Here is a 14,874-nt window from a genome sequence, read left to right on the forward strand (position 1 = left end):
CCATGACCCAGTCCGAACGTCTGATCTTCGGTCCCGCCGCCCGTCGCCCGACCAGCGGACTGCTTGCGCCGGTCATGTGGCTTGGCGGCCTGATCGCCACCCTGGTGGCCATGGCCGTCGGCGCCGTACTGGCGGTGGTGACCGCCGCGGCCGTCGCCGTGATCGCCCTGATCGCCGCCGTGCTGGTCTTCTTCGCCGGCCTCGCCATGCGCGCCCGCCGCACCATGACCGTGCGCAACCGCCGCTCGGACGACGGCGTCATCGAGGCCCGCAAGGTCGACGGCGCCTGGGTGACCTATGGCTGGGAGCGGCAGGGCCGATAGTCCAGAGCCGTGCTGAGCGTCAAAGAGGCTCCCTCTCCCAATTTCGATCCGCGTCGGGGCCCGCCCGACATGCTGGTCCTGCACTACACCGGCATGCAGACGGCGAAGGCCGCCGTGGCGCGTCTGCGGGATCCGGAAGCCAAGGTCTCGGCCCACTACGTCGTCGACGAGGATGGAGCCATCCTGCGTCTGGTGCCCGAGGAACGGCGCGCCTGGCACGCCGGCCGCGGCGTCTGGCAGGGCGAGACCGACTGCAACGCCGCTTCGATCGGCATCGAGATCGTCAATCCGGGCCACGAGTTCGGCTACCGCGACTTCCCCGAAGAGCAGATCGACGCGGTGATCAGCCTGATCAGCGACATCCGTACGCGCTGGACCATCCCTGACGCTCGCATCATCGGCCATTCCGACCTCGCCCCCGAGCGCAAGCAGGACCCGGGCGAGCTGTTCCCGTGGAAGCGGCTGGCCTCGGTCGGCCACGGCCTGTGGTTCGAACCGGCGCACGAGCGGATCGCCGCCCTGGGCGCCCCGCTGGGCGTCGGCGACGAGGGGCTGGGCGTCATCGTCCTGCGCGCCGGGCTGCACCGGCTGGGCTACGGGCTGAAGCCGGGCGGCGATTACGACGACGAAACGCGTCTGACGGTGGAAGCCTTCCAGCGCCACTGGCGGCCGGCCAAGGTCGATGGCGTCGCCGACGGCGAAACCCGGGCGACGCTGATGGGCGTGCTGCAACTGGCGACGGCGGAGAGCGCGACGGGCGTGCTGGCGTAGGTTTTTCCCTCCCCGTCCCGGGGAGGGAGAATTTGACGCCGCCCGTCATCGCGCGCACTTAGCCCCCGTCAGACGGCCGGGCGGTCGCGCTTCTACGCTAAAGCTTCGCAGCGCTTGCGCTCCGGAACCTCGGCGAAGGGGCGAGGAAAGTCCGGGCTCCACGGTGAAGAGGCGGCGGGTAACTCCCGCCCGGGGCGACCCGAGGGATAGCGCCACAGAAAGCAAACCGCCTGCCCTCCGGGGCAGGGAAGGGTGAAAGGGTGGGGTAAGAGCCCACCGCGTCTCTGGCAACAGCGACGGCATGGCAAGCCCCGCCTGGAGCAAGACCGAATAGGGACGTCGCGCGGTTTCGGCCGCAGGGTTCACCGCCCGAGGCGTCCGGGTAGGTCGCGAGAACCGTCCAGCAATGGGCGGTCCAGAGGAATGATCGTCGCCGCACTCCGGTGCGGAACAGAACCCGGCTTACAGGCCGTCTGACCTTCTCTCTCTCTTTTGGGCGCCTAACGCTCGCGACGCGGTCGCTCGCTGCTTGAGGCGCGGGCGGGCGCCGTCGGTCCGGGCGGAGCCTCGCGTGACCGCAATCTCCCGTTAACGCCTTGGTCCGGAATGAGGCGCAGAATCGCTCCACAGGCTGTCGATAGGTTGTCTGTTCTCTGTATGTTCCTGTTTTTGCGAGCTTTGCGGGAGTTCAGATCGTTAATCTTCCCCTTCAATCCCATTGTCCCCCAGTTCGTCCCATGCTATCCCATCAGGGTAGTTGGGGTGCGCCGATTTCGTGGCGCGGCGGGATATCAGAGGGCGGATCGAAAGGTCCGATTGGGCAGGCGTGTTTCTCTCGACCTATGAGAAACAATTGGACGGCAAGCGCCGCCTGCTGATCCCGCAGGAATTCCGCACGGCTGATAACGGCGCCGAGCACGGCGTGTTCTGCTTCTTCTCGATCGAGTCCGATTGCCTCGAGGCCGGCGGCGACAAGCTGATGGCCGAATACGTCTCGATGATCGAGGAGTTGCCGTTCGGCGACGACCTGCGCACGGCGCTGGAAGAGACCTTCTACGCCGGGCAGCGCCCGCTGGCCTATGACGGCGGCGGCCGCATCACCCTGCCGGAACATCTGTGCCAGGACGCCGGCCTGGGCGAGGACGTGGTCATCGTCGGTCTCGGTTCGCGTTTCCAGATCTGGGACCGCGCCCGCTGGAACGCCCGCCGCGACGAGCGCCGCGCGCTGGCGCGTCAGGCCGTGCGCGAGCGCGGCGAAGCCGGTCGCCGCGCCATGCTGGCCGGCCGTCGCATCGGCGGGGAGGGCGCATGAGTCCGCACGCCCCGGTCCTGCTGAATGAAGTGCTGGAAGCGCTGGCCCCGCAGGCCGGCGACGTGATCATCGACGCCACCTTCGGCGCCGGCGGCTACACCCGCGCCATCCTGAAGACCGGCGCGACCGTCATCGCCCTGGACCGGGATCCCACCGTCCAGCCGCACGCCGACGCCGTCGCCAATGACTATCCGCAGACCTTCCGTCTGATCCGTACGCCCTTCTCAGGCCTGGCCGAGGCCTTCGCGCAGTCGGGCGAGGCGAAGCTGGACGGCGTCGTGTTCGACATCGGCGTGTCGTCGATGCAGCTGGATCAGGCCGAGCGCGGTTTCTCCTTCATGCGCGACGGGCCGCTGGACATGCGCATGTCCGATGAGGGCGTCACCGCCGCCGACATCGTCAACGCCTGGGACCACGGGCCGATGGCCCATATCTTCAAGCTGTACGGCGACGAGCGTCAGTCGGGCCGGGTGGCGACCGCCATCCTGCGCCGCCGCGTTGAGCGTCCGTTCGAGCGGACGCTGGATCTGGCCGAGGTCGTGGAGAAGGCGCTGGGCGGCCGCCGCGGCGCGCCGATCCATCCTGCGACCCGGGTGTTCCAGGCGCTGCGCATCGCCGTCAACGACGAGCTGGGCGAGCTGCGCGCCGGGCTGGAGGCCGCCGAGGCGACGCTGGCGCCCGGCGGGCGTCTGGCTGTGGTCACCTTCCACTCGCTGGAAGACCGCATCGTGAAAGCCTTCCTGACTGAACGCACGGGCAATGCTCCGGGCGGCTCGCGTCACGCCCCGACCGCCGTCGAGACCCGCAAGCCCAGCTTCACCCTGACGTTCAAGGGCGCGCGCGAGGCCGGCGAGGCCGAAACTGTCGGCAATCCGCGCGCCCGTTCCGCCAAGCTGCGCGCCGCCGTGCGCACCGACGCCGCGCCCTGGGGGAGGATCGCCGCATGAGCGCCTCCACCATGGCCCACGGCGCCGTCCATCGTCTGTTCGCCTGGAAGGTCCGGGGCGTCCGCTGGATCGAGATCATCGGCGTGCTGATGGTCGCGGCCATGATCTTCTCCGTCTACCTGGCCAAGGCCGCCGCCGCCCGCGAGGGCGCGCAGATTGCGGACCTGGAGCGCCAGATCGGCGAGAACGGCCAGCGCGTCCGCCTGCTGCGCGCCGAAGTCGCCCGCCTTGAGCAGCCCGGTCGTCTGGAAGCCCTGTCGCGCGGCGCAGGCCTGGGGCCGGTCGACGTGCATCGCCAGGCCACTGAAGCCAGCCTGCCGACCCTCGCGCCGGTTCCCGAGCCGAAGGTGATCGTCGCCCCGACCGTTCCGGCCGAAGCTCCCGCCGCTCCGGCCGATGCGACGACCGACGCCGCCGTTCCCGCTGTGGAGACCGGTCAATGAGCGTGCACGATCCTCACGCCTGGGGCCGCCCCGCGCCGCAGATGCCGCGTCCGGCCTTCACGCCGCGCCGCCTGCTGCCGTCGTGGCGCTGGCTGGCCGAGGCGATGTGGTGGGTCGAGCATTCGTTCGGCCGCGCCCGCGCCGACGCGCGGCCCGAGGAAGACACCCGCGTCCGCATCTTCGTCATCCTGTCGGCCTTCTCGGCGGTGTTCATCTGCCTGGCCCTGGGCGCGGCCCATGCGGCCCTGATGACGCCGAAGGGCGGCGTCGGCTCGGTCAGCCACCCCAACGCCGTGGTCCGCGCCGACATCGTCGACCGGAACGGCGCGCTGCTGGCCACCAACATCACCCACTACGGCCTGTACATCGATCCGGCCCAGGTCTGGGACAAGCCGCTGGCCGCCCAGCAGTTGAAGCGCGCCCTGCCGCGCGTCTCGGTCGCCAAGCTGCGCAAGGTCCTGAACGGCGATCGCCGCCTGATCGTGCTGCCGGGCCTGACCCCGCAGGAGAAGGCCGCCGTACACGCCCTGGCCCTGGGTGGCGTGACCTTCGAGCCGGAAGATCGCCGCGTCTATCCGCTGGGCGGCTCGGCCTCGCACGTGCTGGGCGTGGCCGACACGGGCGGGCAGGGCGTCTCGGGCGCCGAGCTGGCCTTCAACGAGGACATCCGCGCCGCCGGCGCCAAGGGCGAGAACTTCCCGCTGTCGATCGATCTGCGCGTCCAGGGCGTGCTGGAGAACGAACTGGCCGCGGCCGCCATGGAGACCCAGGCCAAGGGCGCCGTGGGCATCATCACCGACGTGCAGACCGGCGAAGTCCTCGGCATGGCCAGCTGGCCGACCAACGAGGACCTGAATCGCGCCGTCTCCGCCCACTACGAGATGGGCTCGGTGTTCAAGACCTTCACCGTCGCCGCCGGTCTCGACACCGGCCGGGCGGACATGGACACCAAGTTCGACGCCTCCCAGGCCTTCATGATCGGCAACCGCCGCATCACCGACTTCCACGCCACCAACCAGGTGCTGACGCTGGAAGAGGTCTATCTGCACTCGTCCAACATCGGCACCTCGCGCCTGGCGGTCGAGATGGGTCCGCAGGTGATGCGCGACTACTTCACCCGCTTCGGCCTGCTGGACGCCGCCCCGATTGAACTCCACGAGTCGGCCCGTCCGCGCCGTCCGCGCAAATGGGACGACTCGACCCTGGCCTCGCTGTCGTTCGGCTACGGCATCATGATCACGCCGCTGCAGATGAGCGCCGCCATGGGCGCCCTGACCAACGGCGGGCGTTTCATCCCGCTGTCCCTGCGCAAGGGCGGCCGTCGCGACGTCCAGGCCCGCCAGGTGGTCAGCCCCGAGACCTCGCTGACCCTGCTGGACCTGATGCGCCGCAATGTGGTGCGCGGTTCGGGCGGGCGCGCCGAGGCTCCGGGCCTGCGCGTCGGCGGCAAGACCGGTTCGGCCAACAAGCTGGTCAACGGCCGCTATGACCCCTCGCATGCCGTGGGCACCTTCGCCGCCGTCTTCCCGGCCGACGGTCCGGTCGACGCGCGCCGCTACTCTATCCTGGTGCTGGTCGACGAGCCGGGCACCTATCCGCGCACCGGCGGCTTCGTCGCCGCGCCGGCCGTGGGCCGCATCGCCGACCGCATCGCGCCCTTCCTCGGCGTGGAGCGTCGCGCCGATCCCTACCGCACCGCCCTGGGCGAACTGGTTCCCCAGTTCGAGGACGTGGAGGGCGACGGCCGATGAGCCCCGTGCGCCTGTCCGAACTGCTGCGCCGCGACGTCGCCGCCGACCCGGTCATCACCGGGGTCACGGCCGACAGCCGCAAGGTCGCGCCGGGCGCCCTGTTCGTGGCCCTGCCGGGCAACGCCGCCGACGGCCGCGCCTTCATTCCGCAGGCCCTGTCGCAGGGCGCCGCAGCCGTGCTGGCCCCGGCCGACACCGACGCCGCCCTGGCGCCGGTGCTGGTGACTTCGGGCGACGTGCGCCGCGCCTACGCCATCGCGGCGCGCAGCTTCTACGGCGCCCAGCCGGCCAACTGCGTCGCGGTGACCGGAACCAACGGCAAGACTTCGGTGGCCGCCTTCTGCCGCCAGATCTGGGCCGGCCTCGGACTGTCTTCCGCAAGCATGGGCACGCTTGGGGTTTTGAAACAGACAGGTAACGTTAACGGAGCCTTGACCGGCCCCGGCCTGACCAGCCCGGACGCCGCCGACGCCGCGCGAATGCTGGCCCAGCTGGCGGAGGAGGGGGTGACCCACCTGGCGCTGGAGGCCTCGTCGCACGGCATCGACCAGCGGCGCATCGACGGCGTGACCCTGAAGGCCGCCGGCTTCACCAACCTGACCCAGGACCACCTCGACTACCACGGCGACATGGAGGCCTACCGCGCCGCCAAGCTGCGGCTGTTCGAGACCCTGCTGCCGCGCGGGCGGACCGCCGTGCTGAACGCGGACTCCGACGCCTATTCCAGCTTCGCCTCGGCCAGCATCATGTCGGGCCTGGGCGTGATGGGCGTGGGCGAACGCGGCCGCGACCTGGCCCTGATCGGTCGCGTCGCCGTGCCCGAGGGCCAGCGTCTGACCATCGACGCGGGCGGCGAGATCCACGAGGTGCTGCTGCCGCTGGCCGGCGCCTTCCAGGCATCGAACGCCCTGGTGGCAGCCGGTCTGTGCATCGCTGCGGGCGAAAAGCCGGGCCGCGTGTTGGCCGCGCTGGAGACGATCGAGGGCGCGCAGGGCCGGCTGGAGCGGATCGCCGGCGGCGGCCACGGCGAAGTCTACGTCGACTACGCCCACACCCCGGACGGGCTCGAGACGGTGCTGAACGCCCTGCGTCCGCACGCGCGCGGCCGCCTGATCGTGGTGTTCGGCGCCGGCGGCGACCGCGACCGGGCCAAACGCCCCCTGATGGGCGAGATCGCCGGCCGTCTGGCCGACATCGCCATCGTCACCGACGACAACCCCCGCTCGGAAGATCCGGCCTCTATCCGCAAGGCGGTCCGCGAGGGGTGCCCCGATGCGCAGGAAATCGGCGACCGCCGCCAGGCTATTCGCCACGCCATCGCGCTGATGAGCGACGGAGATGTGGTGGTCATCGCCGGAAAAGGGCATGAACAGGGACAGATCGTCGGCGGGGTGACTCACCCGTTCGACGACGCGACCGAAGCCGCCGAAGCCCTGCGTATCCATGCCTGATTCAAAACCCCTCTGGACGTCCGCCGAAATCGAGGCCGCGACCGGAGGAAAGCTGTCCGGATCGCCATTCGAGGCGACGGGCATCACCTACAACAGCCGCGAGATCGTTCCCGGTGACCTGTTCGTCGCCCTGCAGGGCGCGCGCGACGGACATGAGTTCGCCGGCTCGGCTTTCGGAGCCGGCGCCGCGGGCGCTATCACCGTCCGCCCGGTCGAGGGCGGCCCCGCCGTCGTCACCGCCGACACCTTGCGTGCGCTGGAAGCCCTGGGCGTCGCCTCGCGCGAGCGCAGCCCCCACGTCCGCCGGGGCGCGGTCACGGGCTCGGTCGGCAAGACCAGCGTGACCCAGGCGATCAAGGCCGGCCTCGACCTCGCGGGTCCGGCCCACGCCTCGATCAAGAGCTACAACAACCACATCGGCGTGCCGCTGACGCTGGCGCGCATGCCGCGCACGGTCGAGCGCGCGGTGTTCGAGATCGGCATGAACGCGCCGGGCGAGATCGCCCCGCTGTCGAAATTCGTCCGTCCCCACGCCGCTTGCGTCACGACCGTCGGTCCGGTGCACATCGAGGCCTTCGCCAACGGCGAGGCCGGAGTGGCGGCCGAGAAGGCGTCGATCTTCGAAGGCCTGGTCCCCGACGGCGTGGCCGTCATCAACGGCGAGGTCGACTTCGCCGTCGTGCTGGACGCCGCCGCCCGCAAGGCCGGGGCCCGTCTGGCCACCTTCGGCACCAGCGCCGGTCACGACGCCCGCCTGCTGGACTTCCAGCCGATCGAGGGCGGCGCGCGCATCAAGGCCGAGTTCTACGGCAAGCCGCTGGACTTCACGCTGGGCCAGTCGGGCTTCCACTGGGGCCTGAACAGCCTGTGCGTGCTGTTGATGCTGGATGCGCTGGACGTGCCGCTGGACACCGCCCTGCAGGCGCTGGGCGACTTCCAGCCGCTGGCGGGACGCGGTCAGGTCACGGTGGTGCAAGCGCCAGGCGGGGCCTTCACCCTGATCGACGAGAGCTACAACGCCAATCCGCTGTCCATGGCGGCGGGTTTCCGGAGTCTGGGCGCGAAGCCGGTGGTCGAGGGCGGCCGTCGCGTCGTCGTGCTGACCGACATGCTGGAGCTGGGCGACCAGTCGCGGACGCTGCATGAGGGGCTGATCCAGCCCATCGCTGCCGCCGGTCTGGATCTGGTCCATGCCGCCGGGATGGAGATGCGCCGCCTGCATGACGCCCTGCCGCCGACGCGTCGGGGCCTGTGGCGCGAGACCGCCGCCGAACTGGCCGCCGAGGCCGCGAAGCTGGTGCGGCCGGGCGACATCGTCATGGTCAAGGGATCGAACGGATCGAAGGCGTCGCTCGTGGCGAAGGCGCTGGGGGCTCTGGGAGGAAGCGCCTGATGTTTTACCTGCTGTATCTGTATTACGCGGACATCGCGAACGACTACCCGCTGCTGAACCTGGTCCAGTACCAGACGGTGCGCGTCGCCCTGGCCATGGCCACGGCCATGATCGTCGCGGTGGCCATGGGCAGCCGCTTCATCGCCTGGATGCGGGTCAAGCAGGGCAAGGGTCAGCCGATCCGCTCGGACGGCCCGGTCTCCCACCTGTCGAAGGTCGGCACGCCCACCATGGGCGGGCTGATGATCCTCGCCGGCATCGCCGTGGCGGTGTTCCTGTGGGGCGACCTGACCAATCCCTACATCTGGATCGTCTCGTTCGTGACCGCCGCCTTCGGCGTGCTGGGCTTCATCGACGACTACGCCAAGGTGTCGAAACAGACGTCCGCCGGCCTGACCTCGAAGCAGAAACTGGTGGCCCAGATCATCGTTTCGCTGATCGCCGGGGTCATGACCGTGCTGTGGATGACGGCCTCGCCGACCACGCCGAACCTCGAGACCTCGATCGCCTTCCCGTTCTTCAAGGCCGTGCTGCTGAACGTCGGCTGGTTCTATGTGATCTTCGCCGCCTTCACGATGGTCGGCTTCTCGAACGCCGTGAACCTGACGGACGGCCTCGACGGCCTGGCCATCGTGCCGGTGATGATGGCCGCCGCCGCGTTCGGGATCATCGCCTACCTGGTCGGCAACTTCATCTTCTCCCAGTACCTGGGCGTGCACCACGTGCCGGGCTCGGGCGAGCTGGCCATCTTCTGCGCCGCCATCATCGGCGGGGGCGTGGGCTTCCTCTGGTACAACGCCCCGCCGGCCAAGATCTTCATGGGCGACACGGGCTCGCTGGCCCTCGGCGGCGCGCTCGGCGCCATCGCCGTGGCCACCAAGCACGAGCTGGTGCTGGGCATCGTCGGTGGCCTGTTCGTCATCGAGGCCGCCTCGGTCATGATCCAGGTCGCCTACTTCAAGGCCACCAAGAAGCGCATCTTCCTGATGGCTCCGATCCACCACCATTTCGAGAAGATGGGCTGGCCGGAGTCGACCGTGGTGATCCGCTTCTGGATCGTCTCGGCCATGCTGGCCCTGGCCGGTCTCGCCACCCTGAAACTGCGATAGGCGCATGATCTCCGTTCCCGGCTTCGAAGGGCGGAGGATCGCGGTCTTCGGCCTCGGCAGGTCGGGACTGACGGCCGCGCGCGCCCTCAAGGCCGGCGGCGCCCTGCCGGTGCTGTGGGACGACAGCGTCTCCAGCCGCATGCAGGCCGAGGCCGAGAGCTTCGCGGTCGAGGACCTGACCCGCGCCGACTGGACGGACTTCGCCGCCCTTGTGCTGTCGCCCGGCGCGCCGCTGACCCACCCCAAGCCGCACTGGACCGTGGTGAAGGCGAAGGCGGCGGGCGTGCCGGTCATCGGCGACATCGAGCTGTTCGCCCGCGCCATCGCGGTCCTGCCGGACGCCGAACGCCCCAAGGTCGTCGCCATCACCGGCACCAACGGCAAGTCGACCACGACCGCCCTGATCGGCTGGGTGCTGAAACAGGCCGGGCTAACGGTCCACGTCGGCGGCAACATCGGCATCGGCGTGCTGGCCCTGCCGGCGCCGACGCCGGGCGCGGTCTATGTGATCGAGGTGTCGAGCTATCAGCTGGACCTGACGACGAGCTTCGCGCCGGACGTGGCGATCCTGACGAACGTCAGCCCGGACCATCTGGATCGCCACGGCGGCATGGACGGCTATGTCGCGGCCAAGAAGCGGATCTTCGAGCATGCGTCGCTGGCGCTTGTAGGGACGGACGAGCGGTGGGGGGCGGCGATCCTGTCCGCGCTCACCGATAGCGGCCGTGCCGTCACCGCCATTTCCACATCCGCTCATCCCGGCGAAAGCCGGGACCCAGTTCTGTCGCGGGAACGCATAGAGCTGGATCGCGCGCCGACCGCATCGCCATCGCCGGATCGCCCAAAGGACTGGGTCCCGGCTTTCGCCGGGATGAGCGGAAAGATTGAAGCCAGACCCGGCGCCATCCGGATCGATGGACAGGTCGTGGCCGATCTGCGCGCGGCCCGCTCGCTCCCCGGGCGACACAACGCCCAGAATGCCGCCTTCGCCTATGCGGCTGCTCGCGCGCTCGGCGTGTCGCATGACGCCGCGGTCGAAGGCCTCCTGACCTTCCCCGGTCTCGCCCATCGCATGGAAGAGGTCGGCCGGCTCGGGGCCGTGCGCTTCATCAACGACTCCAAGGCCACCAACGCGGATGCGGCGCGCCAGGCGCTGGCCTCCTACGACCGGGTGTTCTGGATCGCCGGCGGGCGGGCCAAGGACGGGGGGATCGAGAGCCTGACCGATCTCTTCCCGCGCATCCGCCACGCCTATCTGATCGGCGAGGCCGCGAGCAATTTCGCCGACACCCTGGACGGCGTTCGTCACGACCTGTGCGGCGACATGGCGACCGCCGTGGCCGCCGCCGCCGCCGGCGCGGCCGCCGAGCGGGGCGAGCAGGTGGTCCTGCTGTCGCCCGCCTGCGCCTCCTTCGACCAGTATCCCGATTTCGAGGCGAGGGGAGAGGCGTTCCGCGCCGCTGTCCTGGCCCTGGGCGCCCAACCGTTCTCCGGGCCCGCGAGTGCATCATGACCGACGGCTACAGCCCCGCATTCTCGCGCAACGACCAGAGCCCCATCGCCAAATGGTTCTGGACGGTCGACCGCGGCCTGCTGGCCGCCGCCCTGACCCTGATGGGCCTGGGCGTGGCGCTGAGCTTCGCCTCCAGCCCCGCCGCCATCCTCGCCGACCAGTCGATCAGCGATCCCTTCCACTATTCGTGGCGGATGATCGTCTGGGCCTCGATGGGCCTGGGCATCATGCTGACCACCTCGCTGCTGTCGCCGCGCGGCGTGCGGCGGATCGCGGTGCTGGCCCTGTTCGGCGCCATCGTCACCATGATGGCCCTGCCTTTCATCGGCGATGAGGTGAAGGGCGCGGCGCGCTGGATCAACCTGGGGCCGTTCAGCCTGCAACCGTCCGAGTTCGCCAAGCCCAGCCTGATCGTCTTCGCCGCCTGGATGTTCTCCGAGGCGCAGAAGGGGCAGGGCGTGCCCGGCGTCAGCATCGCCTTCGGCTTCTGGGCCCTGACCGTCGGCCTGCTGCTGATCCAGCCCGACATCGGCCAGACCCTGCTGATCACCACCACCTTCATGGCGGTCTTCTTCATGGCCGGGGTGCCGCTGAAGTGGGTGGCGGCCCTGGCCGCGGCGGGCGCGGCGGGGGTGGTGGGCCTGTATTTCGCCTTCAGCCACATGCGCGACCGCCTGAGCCGCTTCCTGTCGCCCGAGACCACCGACACCCACCAGATCGACCGCGCCTCGGAGGCCATCCGCGCCGGCGGCCTGGTCGGCCGCGGGGTGGGCGAGGGGGTGATGAAGCGCCACGTGCCCGACCTGCACACCGACTTCATATATTCGGTCGGCGCCGAGGAGTTCGGCCTGGTGTTGAGCCTGACCATGATCTGCCTCTACGCCTTCATCGTCGTGCGCGGCATGAAGCGGGCGATGAAGCTGAACGACAGCTTCGAGCAGACGGCGGCGGCGGGCCTGTTCATGCTGATCGGCCTGCAGGCCTGCATCAACATCGCGGTGAACCTGAACCTGATCCCGACCAAGGGTATGACCCTGCCCTTCATCAGCTACGGCGGCTCGTCGATGCTGGCGATGGGGCTGACCATGGGCTTCGCCCTCGCCTTGACCCGTCGTCGCCCCGGCGCCTACGAGCCCGGGACATCCCTGCCGGATCGCCGGCGCATTCTGCCCTAGGCCAGCCATGTCGAAAGTCTGCGTCGTCGCCGCCGGAGGCACCGGCGGGCACATGTTCCCGGCCGAGGCGCTGGCCCGCGAACTGGCCGCCCGGGGCTGGCGCATCGTGCTGGCGACCGACCATCGGGGCGAGCAGTACGCCCATGCCTTCCCGGCCGAGGAGCGCATCGCCCTGGACGCCGCCACCGGCAAGGGCCCGATCGGCATGGCCAGGGCGGGCGTCGCGATTACGAAGGGTGTCCTCCAGGCCCGCAAGGCGCTGAAGCGTCTCGACGCGGCCGTGGTCGTCGGCTTCGGCGGCTATCCGTCTGCGCCGGCTTTGCTGGCTGCTCTCAGCCAGAAGCGTCCGACGCTGCTGCACGAGCAGAACGCGGTGCTGGGCCGCACCAACCGGTGGCTGTCGCCCTACGTGGGCGCTGTCGCCGCCTCCTTCCCCAATCTGCAGCGCGTGCCGCAGGGCGTGGGCGCGCGGGTCAGCCTGATCGGAAATCCGGTGCGGGCGGACATCCGCGCCCTGTACGAGCGCCCCTTCGTGGCCCCGAAAGGCAAGGGCGCCATTCAGGTTCTGGTGACCGGCGGCAGCCAGGGCGCGCGCATCCTGTCCGAGACCGCGCCGCGCGCGCTGGCGGCCCTGCCGGAGGCGATCCGCGGTCGTCTGAAGGTGCAGCAGCAGTCGCGTCCCGAGACGCTGGAGGCCGCTCGCCAGATCTACCTGGAGGCCGGCATCGACGCCGAGGTCGCGCCCTTCTTCCGCGACATGGCCCAGCGGCTGTCGGAGGCCCATCTGGTCATCGGCCGGGCCGGCGCGTCGACCTGTTCGGAACTGGCGGTGGCGGGCCTGCCGTCGGTCCTGATCCCGCTGAAGATCGCCACCGACGACCACCAGCGCTTCAACGCCGACAGTCTGGTGCAGCCGGGCGGCGCGGTGATGATCCTTGAGGACGATGTCACCGTGGACGGCATGACCGCCGCCATTCAGCCGATCCTGTCGGACCCGGCGCGTCTGTCTGCGATGAGCGCCGCCGCCCGCTCGGCCGCCCTGCCGGACGCCACAGCCGCGCTGGCGGACATGGTCGAGGCGGTGGCGAGCTAGCATTTTTGTCATCCCGGACGCCGCGCAGCGGCGATCCGGGACGGGGCGTCCCCACGCAGCAACCTCCCGGAAATCGCAGCGCGATTGTCCGGGAGGCGGGTCACCGCAAGCACTGTCTCTGCCTGTCTCCCGGATAGCCGCTGACGCAGCTTCCGGGAGGAGAGCGTTCAGCGTTCCAGCGTCCCGGATCGCCGCTGACGCGGCGTCCGGGATGACAAGGCGACCTAATCCAGCGCGGCCAGATTGGCCCGGCCGTGCGCCACGGCCTCTTCCAGCGTCGCGGCGTCGGCCGTGTAGTCGTCCGGATTGCAGGCGGCGGCGAGCATCTCGAAGGCGTCGCCGCCCCGTGCCGCCTGATAGGCCGGCGCCGGATCCGGCGTGGCCGGTCCCTCGTGGCCGCCTTCGCGCACCGAGGCGAAGTCCAGCCGGTCGACCGTTCCGCTGTGGCAGTCGAACGACCACCACGACCAACCGCCCCAGTAGGCGTCGCCGCCGGCGCGGAAGTCGGGCGCGACCACCTGGAAGACGCGGATGCGGCCTCCGGATCCATCGGCGTGGAGGCTGGCCAGATCGGCGTACTGGGCGAACCGGCCGGCCCCGAGGAAGACGAAGCGGTGCGGCTCCGCCTGGGCCGGGTCGGTCAGCAGCAGCGAAAGGGCGGCGAGGATCATCCGGCATCGTAACCGGGCGTTGACGGCGCCGCGAGTAGGCTTCGCCCATGACGCGCTTCATGACGCTGGACTTCGCCGACGGCGACCGCGCCGCCCTGCTGGGGCGGGTGCGCGAAATGGCGCGCGGACCCTACGGCTATGTCGTCACGCCCAACGTCGACCACGTCATCAAGCTGATGGACGGCCGCGTCGATGCGGACGTCTATACCGGGGCCGCCCTGCACATCTGCGACAGTCGCATCCTGGCCCACCTGGCGCGCCTGCGCGGCAAGCGGCTGGACGTCTATCCGGGCTCTGACCTGACCGCCGATCTGCTGGCGGCGGAGCATGATCTGACCATCGCCGTCTTCGGCCCCGACCGCGCCGCCTTCGACGACCTGGTCGCCCGCTATCCGGGACGGCGTCTGACTTTTCTTGAAGCCCCCATGTTGACGCCTGGTTCGGCGCAGTGGATCGAGGCCGTCGACGTCGCCGCCCGTGCGGAGTGGGACGTTCTGCTGGCCTGCGTCTCCTTCCCCAAACAGGAGCTGTTCGCCCACGCCCTGAGCGCCGCCGGCCGCAAGACGGGCGTCACCCTGTGCGTCGGGGCCTCGATCGACTTCCTCACCGGCCGCCAGCAGCGCGCGCCGAAGCTGTTCCAACAACTGTCTCTGGAATGGCTGCATCGCCTGCTGAGCCAGCCGCGGCGGATGTTCAGGCGCTATGTGGTGGAGGGGCCGGCGATCTTCGGCTGGTTCGTCAGGACGGAAGTGCTGAAGTCCTGATCCTCCCCCTCAGGGGGAGGGGGACCATGCGAAGCATGGTGGAGGGGGGCGCCCCCCCCCGCCCCACCCAGACCCGGGGCGCCCCCACCCCCACGGGGGGGGGAACAATGAAAGTTTACCCACCCCCGGCTCCGCCGGGGGGACGGGGCCGCGGGCCA

14 protein-coding genes and 1 other RNA gene are annotated in these 14,874 nt (G+C 70.1%); 14 read left to right on the forward strand and 1 reads right to left on the reverse strand.

The annotated features are described in order from the left end of the window. The first annotated feature begins 2 nt into the window (after positions 1-2). From GGR12_RS05945 to murG, 13 genes are all read left to right on the forward strand, one after another. Positions 3-323, forward strand: coding sequence for a hypothetical protein (locus GGR12_RS05945; RefSeq protein WP_183203426.1), 321 nt, complete (start codon positions 3-5; stop codon positions 321-323). A gap of 69 nt (positions 324-392) precedes the next feature. Continuing rightward, the gene (locus tag GGR12_RS05950; RefSeq protein WP_183203796.1) at positions 393-1,094 is read left to right on the forward strand and encodes an N-acetylmuramoyl-L-alanine amidase; all 702 of its coding nucleotides are present in this window, start codon (positions 393-395) and stop codon (positions 1,092-1,094) included. A 68-nt stretch (positions 1,095-1,162) separates the two neighbouring features. Next, an RNA gene (gene rnpB / locus GGR12_RS05955) (RNase P RNA component class A) lies at positions 1,163-1,575 on the forward strand. A gap of 345 nt (positions 1,576-1,920) precedes the next feature. Next, positions 1,921-2,406: a division/cell wall cluster transcriptional repressor MraZ gene (locus GGR12_RS05960; protein WP_183203427.1), complete on the forward strand. Its 486-nt coding sequence runs from the start codon at positions 1,921-1,923 to the stop codon at positions 2,404-2,406. After that, complete coding sequence (rsmH, locus tag GGR12_RS05965; RefSeq protein WP_183203428.1) at positions 2,403-3,353, forward strand: 16S rRNA (cytosine(1402)-N(4))-methyltransferase RsmH; 951 nt, start codon at positions 2,403-2,405, stop codon at positions 3,351-3,353. Before GGR12_RS05960 ends, rsmH begins: the two co-directional genes overlap by 4 nt. Continuing rightward, on the forward strand, positions 3,350-3,796 hold the full coding sequence (ftsL, locus tag GGR12_RS05970; RefSeq protein ID WP_246328738.1) for a cell division protein FtsL: 447 nt from the start codon (positions 3,350-3,352) through the stop codon (positions 3,794-3,796). Before rsmH ends, ftsL begins: the two co-directional genes overlap by 4 nt. 41 nt (positions 3,797-3,837) lie before the next feature. Beyond that, entirely contained in the window at positions 3,838-5,547 is a 1,710-nt protein-coding gene (locus GGR12_RS05975) for a peptidoglycan D,D-transpeptidase FtsI family protein (RefSeq protein WP_246328806.1), read from the forward strand. Beyond that, positions 5,544-6,998 (forward strand): UDP-N-acetylmuramoyl-L-alanyl-D-glutamate--2,6-diaminopimelate ligase, encoded by a 1,455-nt coding sequence (locus tag GGR12_RS05980; RefSeq protein ID WP_183203430.1) that lies wholly within the window; start codon positions 5,544-5,546, stop codon positions 6,996-6,998. The genes GGR12_RS05975 and GGR12_RS05980 overlap by 4 nt, the downstream gene beginning before the upstream one ends. Further along, positions 6,991-8,391: a UDP-N-acetylmuramoyl-tripeptide--D-alanyl-D-alanine ligase gene (locus tag GGR12_RS05985; protein ID WP_183203431.1), complete on the forward strand. Its 1,401-nt coding sequence runs from the start codon at positions 6,991-6,993 to the stop codon at positions 8,389-8,391. The genes GGR12_RS05980 and GGR12_RS05985 overlap by 8 nt, the downstream gene beginning before the upstream one ends. Further along, the gene (gene mraY / locus GGR12_RS05990; RefSeq protein WP_183203432.1) at positions 8,391-9,500 is read left to right on the forward strand and encodes a phospho-N-acetylmuramoyl-pentapeptide-transferase; all 1,110 of its coding nucleotides are present in this window, start codon (positions 8,391-8,393) and stop codon (positions 9,498-9,500) included. The genes GGR12_RS05985 and mraY overlap by 1 nt, the downstream gene beginning before the upstream one ends. Positions 9,501-9,504: 4 nt before the next feature. Further along, positions 9,505-11,013 carry a UDP-N-acetylmuramoyl-L-alanine--D-glutamate ligase gene (gene murD, locus GGR12_RS05995; protein ID WP_183203433.1) on the forward strand — a complete coding sequence of 503 codons (1,509 nt, stop codon included), beginning with the start codon at positions 9,505-9,507 and terminating at the stop codon, positions 11,011-11,013. Continuing rightward, positions 11,010-12,188, forward strand: coding sequence for a putative lipid II flippase FtsW (gene ftsW / locus GGR12_RS06000; RefSeq protein WP_183203434.1), 1,179 nt, complete (start codon positions 11,010-11,012; stop codon positions 12,186-12,188). The genes murD and ftsW overlap by 4 nt, the downstream gene beginning before the upstream one ends. A gap of 7 nt (positions 12,189-12,195) precedes the next feature. Then, the gene (gene murG / locus GGR12_RS06005; RefSeq protein WP_183203435.1) at positions 12,196-13,281 is read left to right on the forward strand and encodes an undecaprenyldiphospho-muramoylpentapeptide beta-N-acetylglucosaminyltransferase; all 1,086 of its coding nucleotides are present in this window, start codon (positions 12,196-12,198) and stop codon (positions 13,279-13,281) included. Positions 13,282-13,505: 224 nt separating this feature from the next. Here murG and GGR12_RS06010 read toward each other — a convergent pair whose 3' ends face one another. Beyond that, positions 13,506-13,952: a hypothetical protein gene (locus tag GGR12_RS06010; RefSeq protein WP_246328739.1), complete on the reverse strand. Its 447-nt coding sequence runs from the start codon at positions 13,950-13,952 to the stop codon at positions 13,506-13,508. A gap of 47 nt (positions 13,953-13,999) precedes the next feature. Here GGR12_RS06010 and GGR12_RS06015 point away from each other — a divergent pair, with 47 nt between their 5' ends. Then, positions 14,000-14,716, forward strand: coding sequence for a WecB/TagA/CpsF family glycosyltransferase (locus tag GGR12_RS06015; RefSeq protein WP_183203436.1), 717 nt, complete (start codon positions 14,000-14,002; stop codon positions 14,714-14,716). Positions 14,717-14,874 lie beyond the last annotated feature (158 nt).

It is taken from the genome of Brevundimonas lenta, from assembly GCF_014196335.1.
GTDB classification, from domain to species: domain Bacteria; phylum Pseudomonadota; class Alphaproteobacteria; order Caulobacterales; family Caulobacteraceae; genus Brevundimonas; species Brevundimonas lenta.

Excerpts from the sequence above, each read along its gene's own strand:
- GGR12_RS05945 (WP_183203426.1), top strand. The coding sequence starts at position 3 with ATGACCCAGTCCGAACGTCTGATCTTCGGTCCCGCCGCCCGTCGCCCG.
- GGR12_RS05950 (WP_183203796.1), top strand. The coding sequence starts at position 393 with ATGCTGGTCCTGCACTACACCGGCATGCAGACGGCGAAGGCCGCCGTG.
- rsmH (WP_183203428.1), top strand. The coding sequence starts at position 2,403 with ATGAGTCCGCACGCCCCGGTCCTGCTGAATGAAGTGCTGGAAGCGCTG.
- ftsL (WP_246328738.1), top strand. The coding sequence starts at position 3,350 with ATGAGCGCCTCCACCATGGCCCACGGCGCCGTCCATCGTCTGTTCGCC.
- GGR12_RS05975 (WP_246328806.1), top strand. The coding sequence starts at position 3,838 with ATGCCGCGTCCGGCCTTCACGCCGCGCCGCCTGCTGCCGTCGTGGCGC.
- GGR12_RS05980 (WP_183203430.1), top strand. The coding sequence starts at position 5,544 with ATGAGCCCCGTGCGCCTGTCCGAACTGCTGCGCCGCGACGTCGCCGCC.
- GGR12_RS05985 (WP_183203431.1), top strand. The coding sequence starts at position 6,991 with ATGCCTGATTCAAAACCCCTCTGGACGTCCGCCGAAATCGAGGCCGCG.
- mraY (WP_183203432.1), top strand. The coding sequence starts at position 8,391 with ATGTTTTACCTGCTGTATCTGTATTACGCGGACATCGCGAACGACTAC.
- murD (WP_183203433.1), top strand. The coding sequence starts at position 9,505 with ATGATCTCCGTTCCCGGCTTCGAAGGGCGGAGGATCGCGGTCTTCGGC.
- ftsW (WP_183203434.1), top strand. The coding sequence starts at position 11,010 with ATGACCGACGGCTACAGCCCCGCATTCTCGCGCAACGACCAGAGCCCC.
- murG (WP_183203435.1), top strand. The coding sequence starts at position 12,196 with ATGTCGAAAGTCTGCGTCGTCGCCGCCGGAGGCACCGGCGGGCACATG.
- GGR12_RS06010 (WP_246328739.1), bottom strand. The coding sequence starts at position 13,952 with ATGATCCTCGCCGCCCTTTCGCTGCTGCTGACCGACCCGGCCCAGGCG.
- GGR12_RS06015 (WP_183203436.1), top strand. The coding sequence starts at position 14,000 with ATGACGCGCTTCATGACGCTGGACTTCGCCGACGGCGACCGCGCCGCC.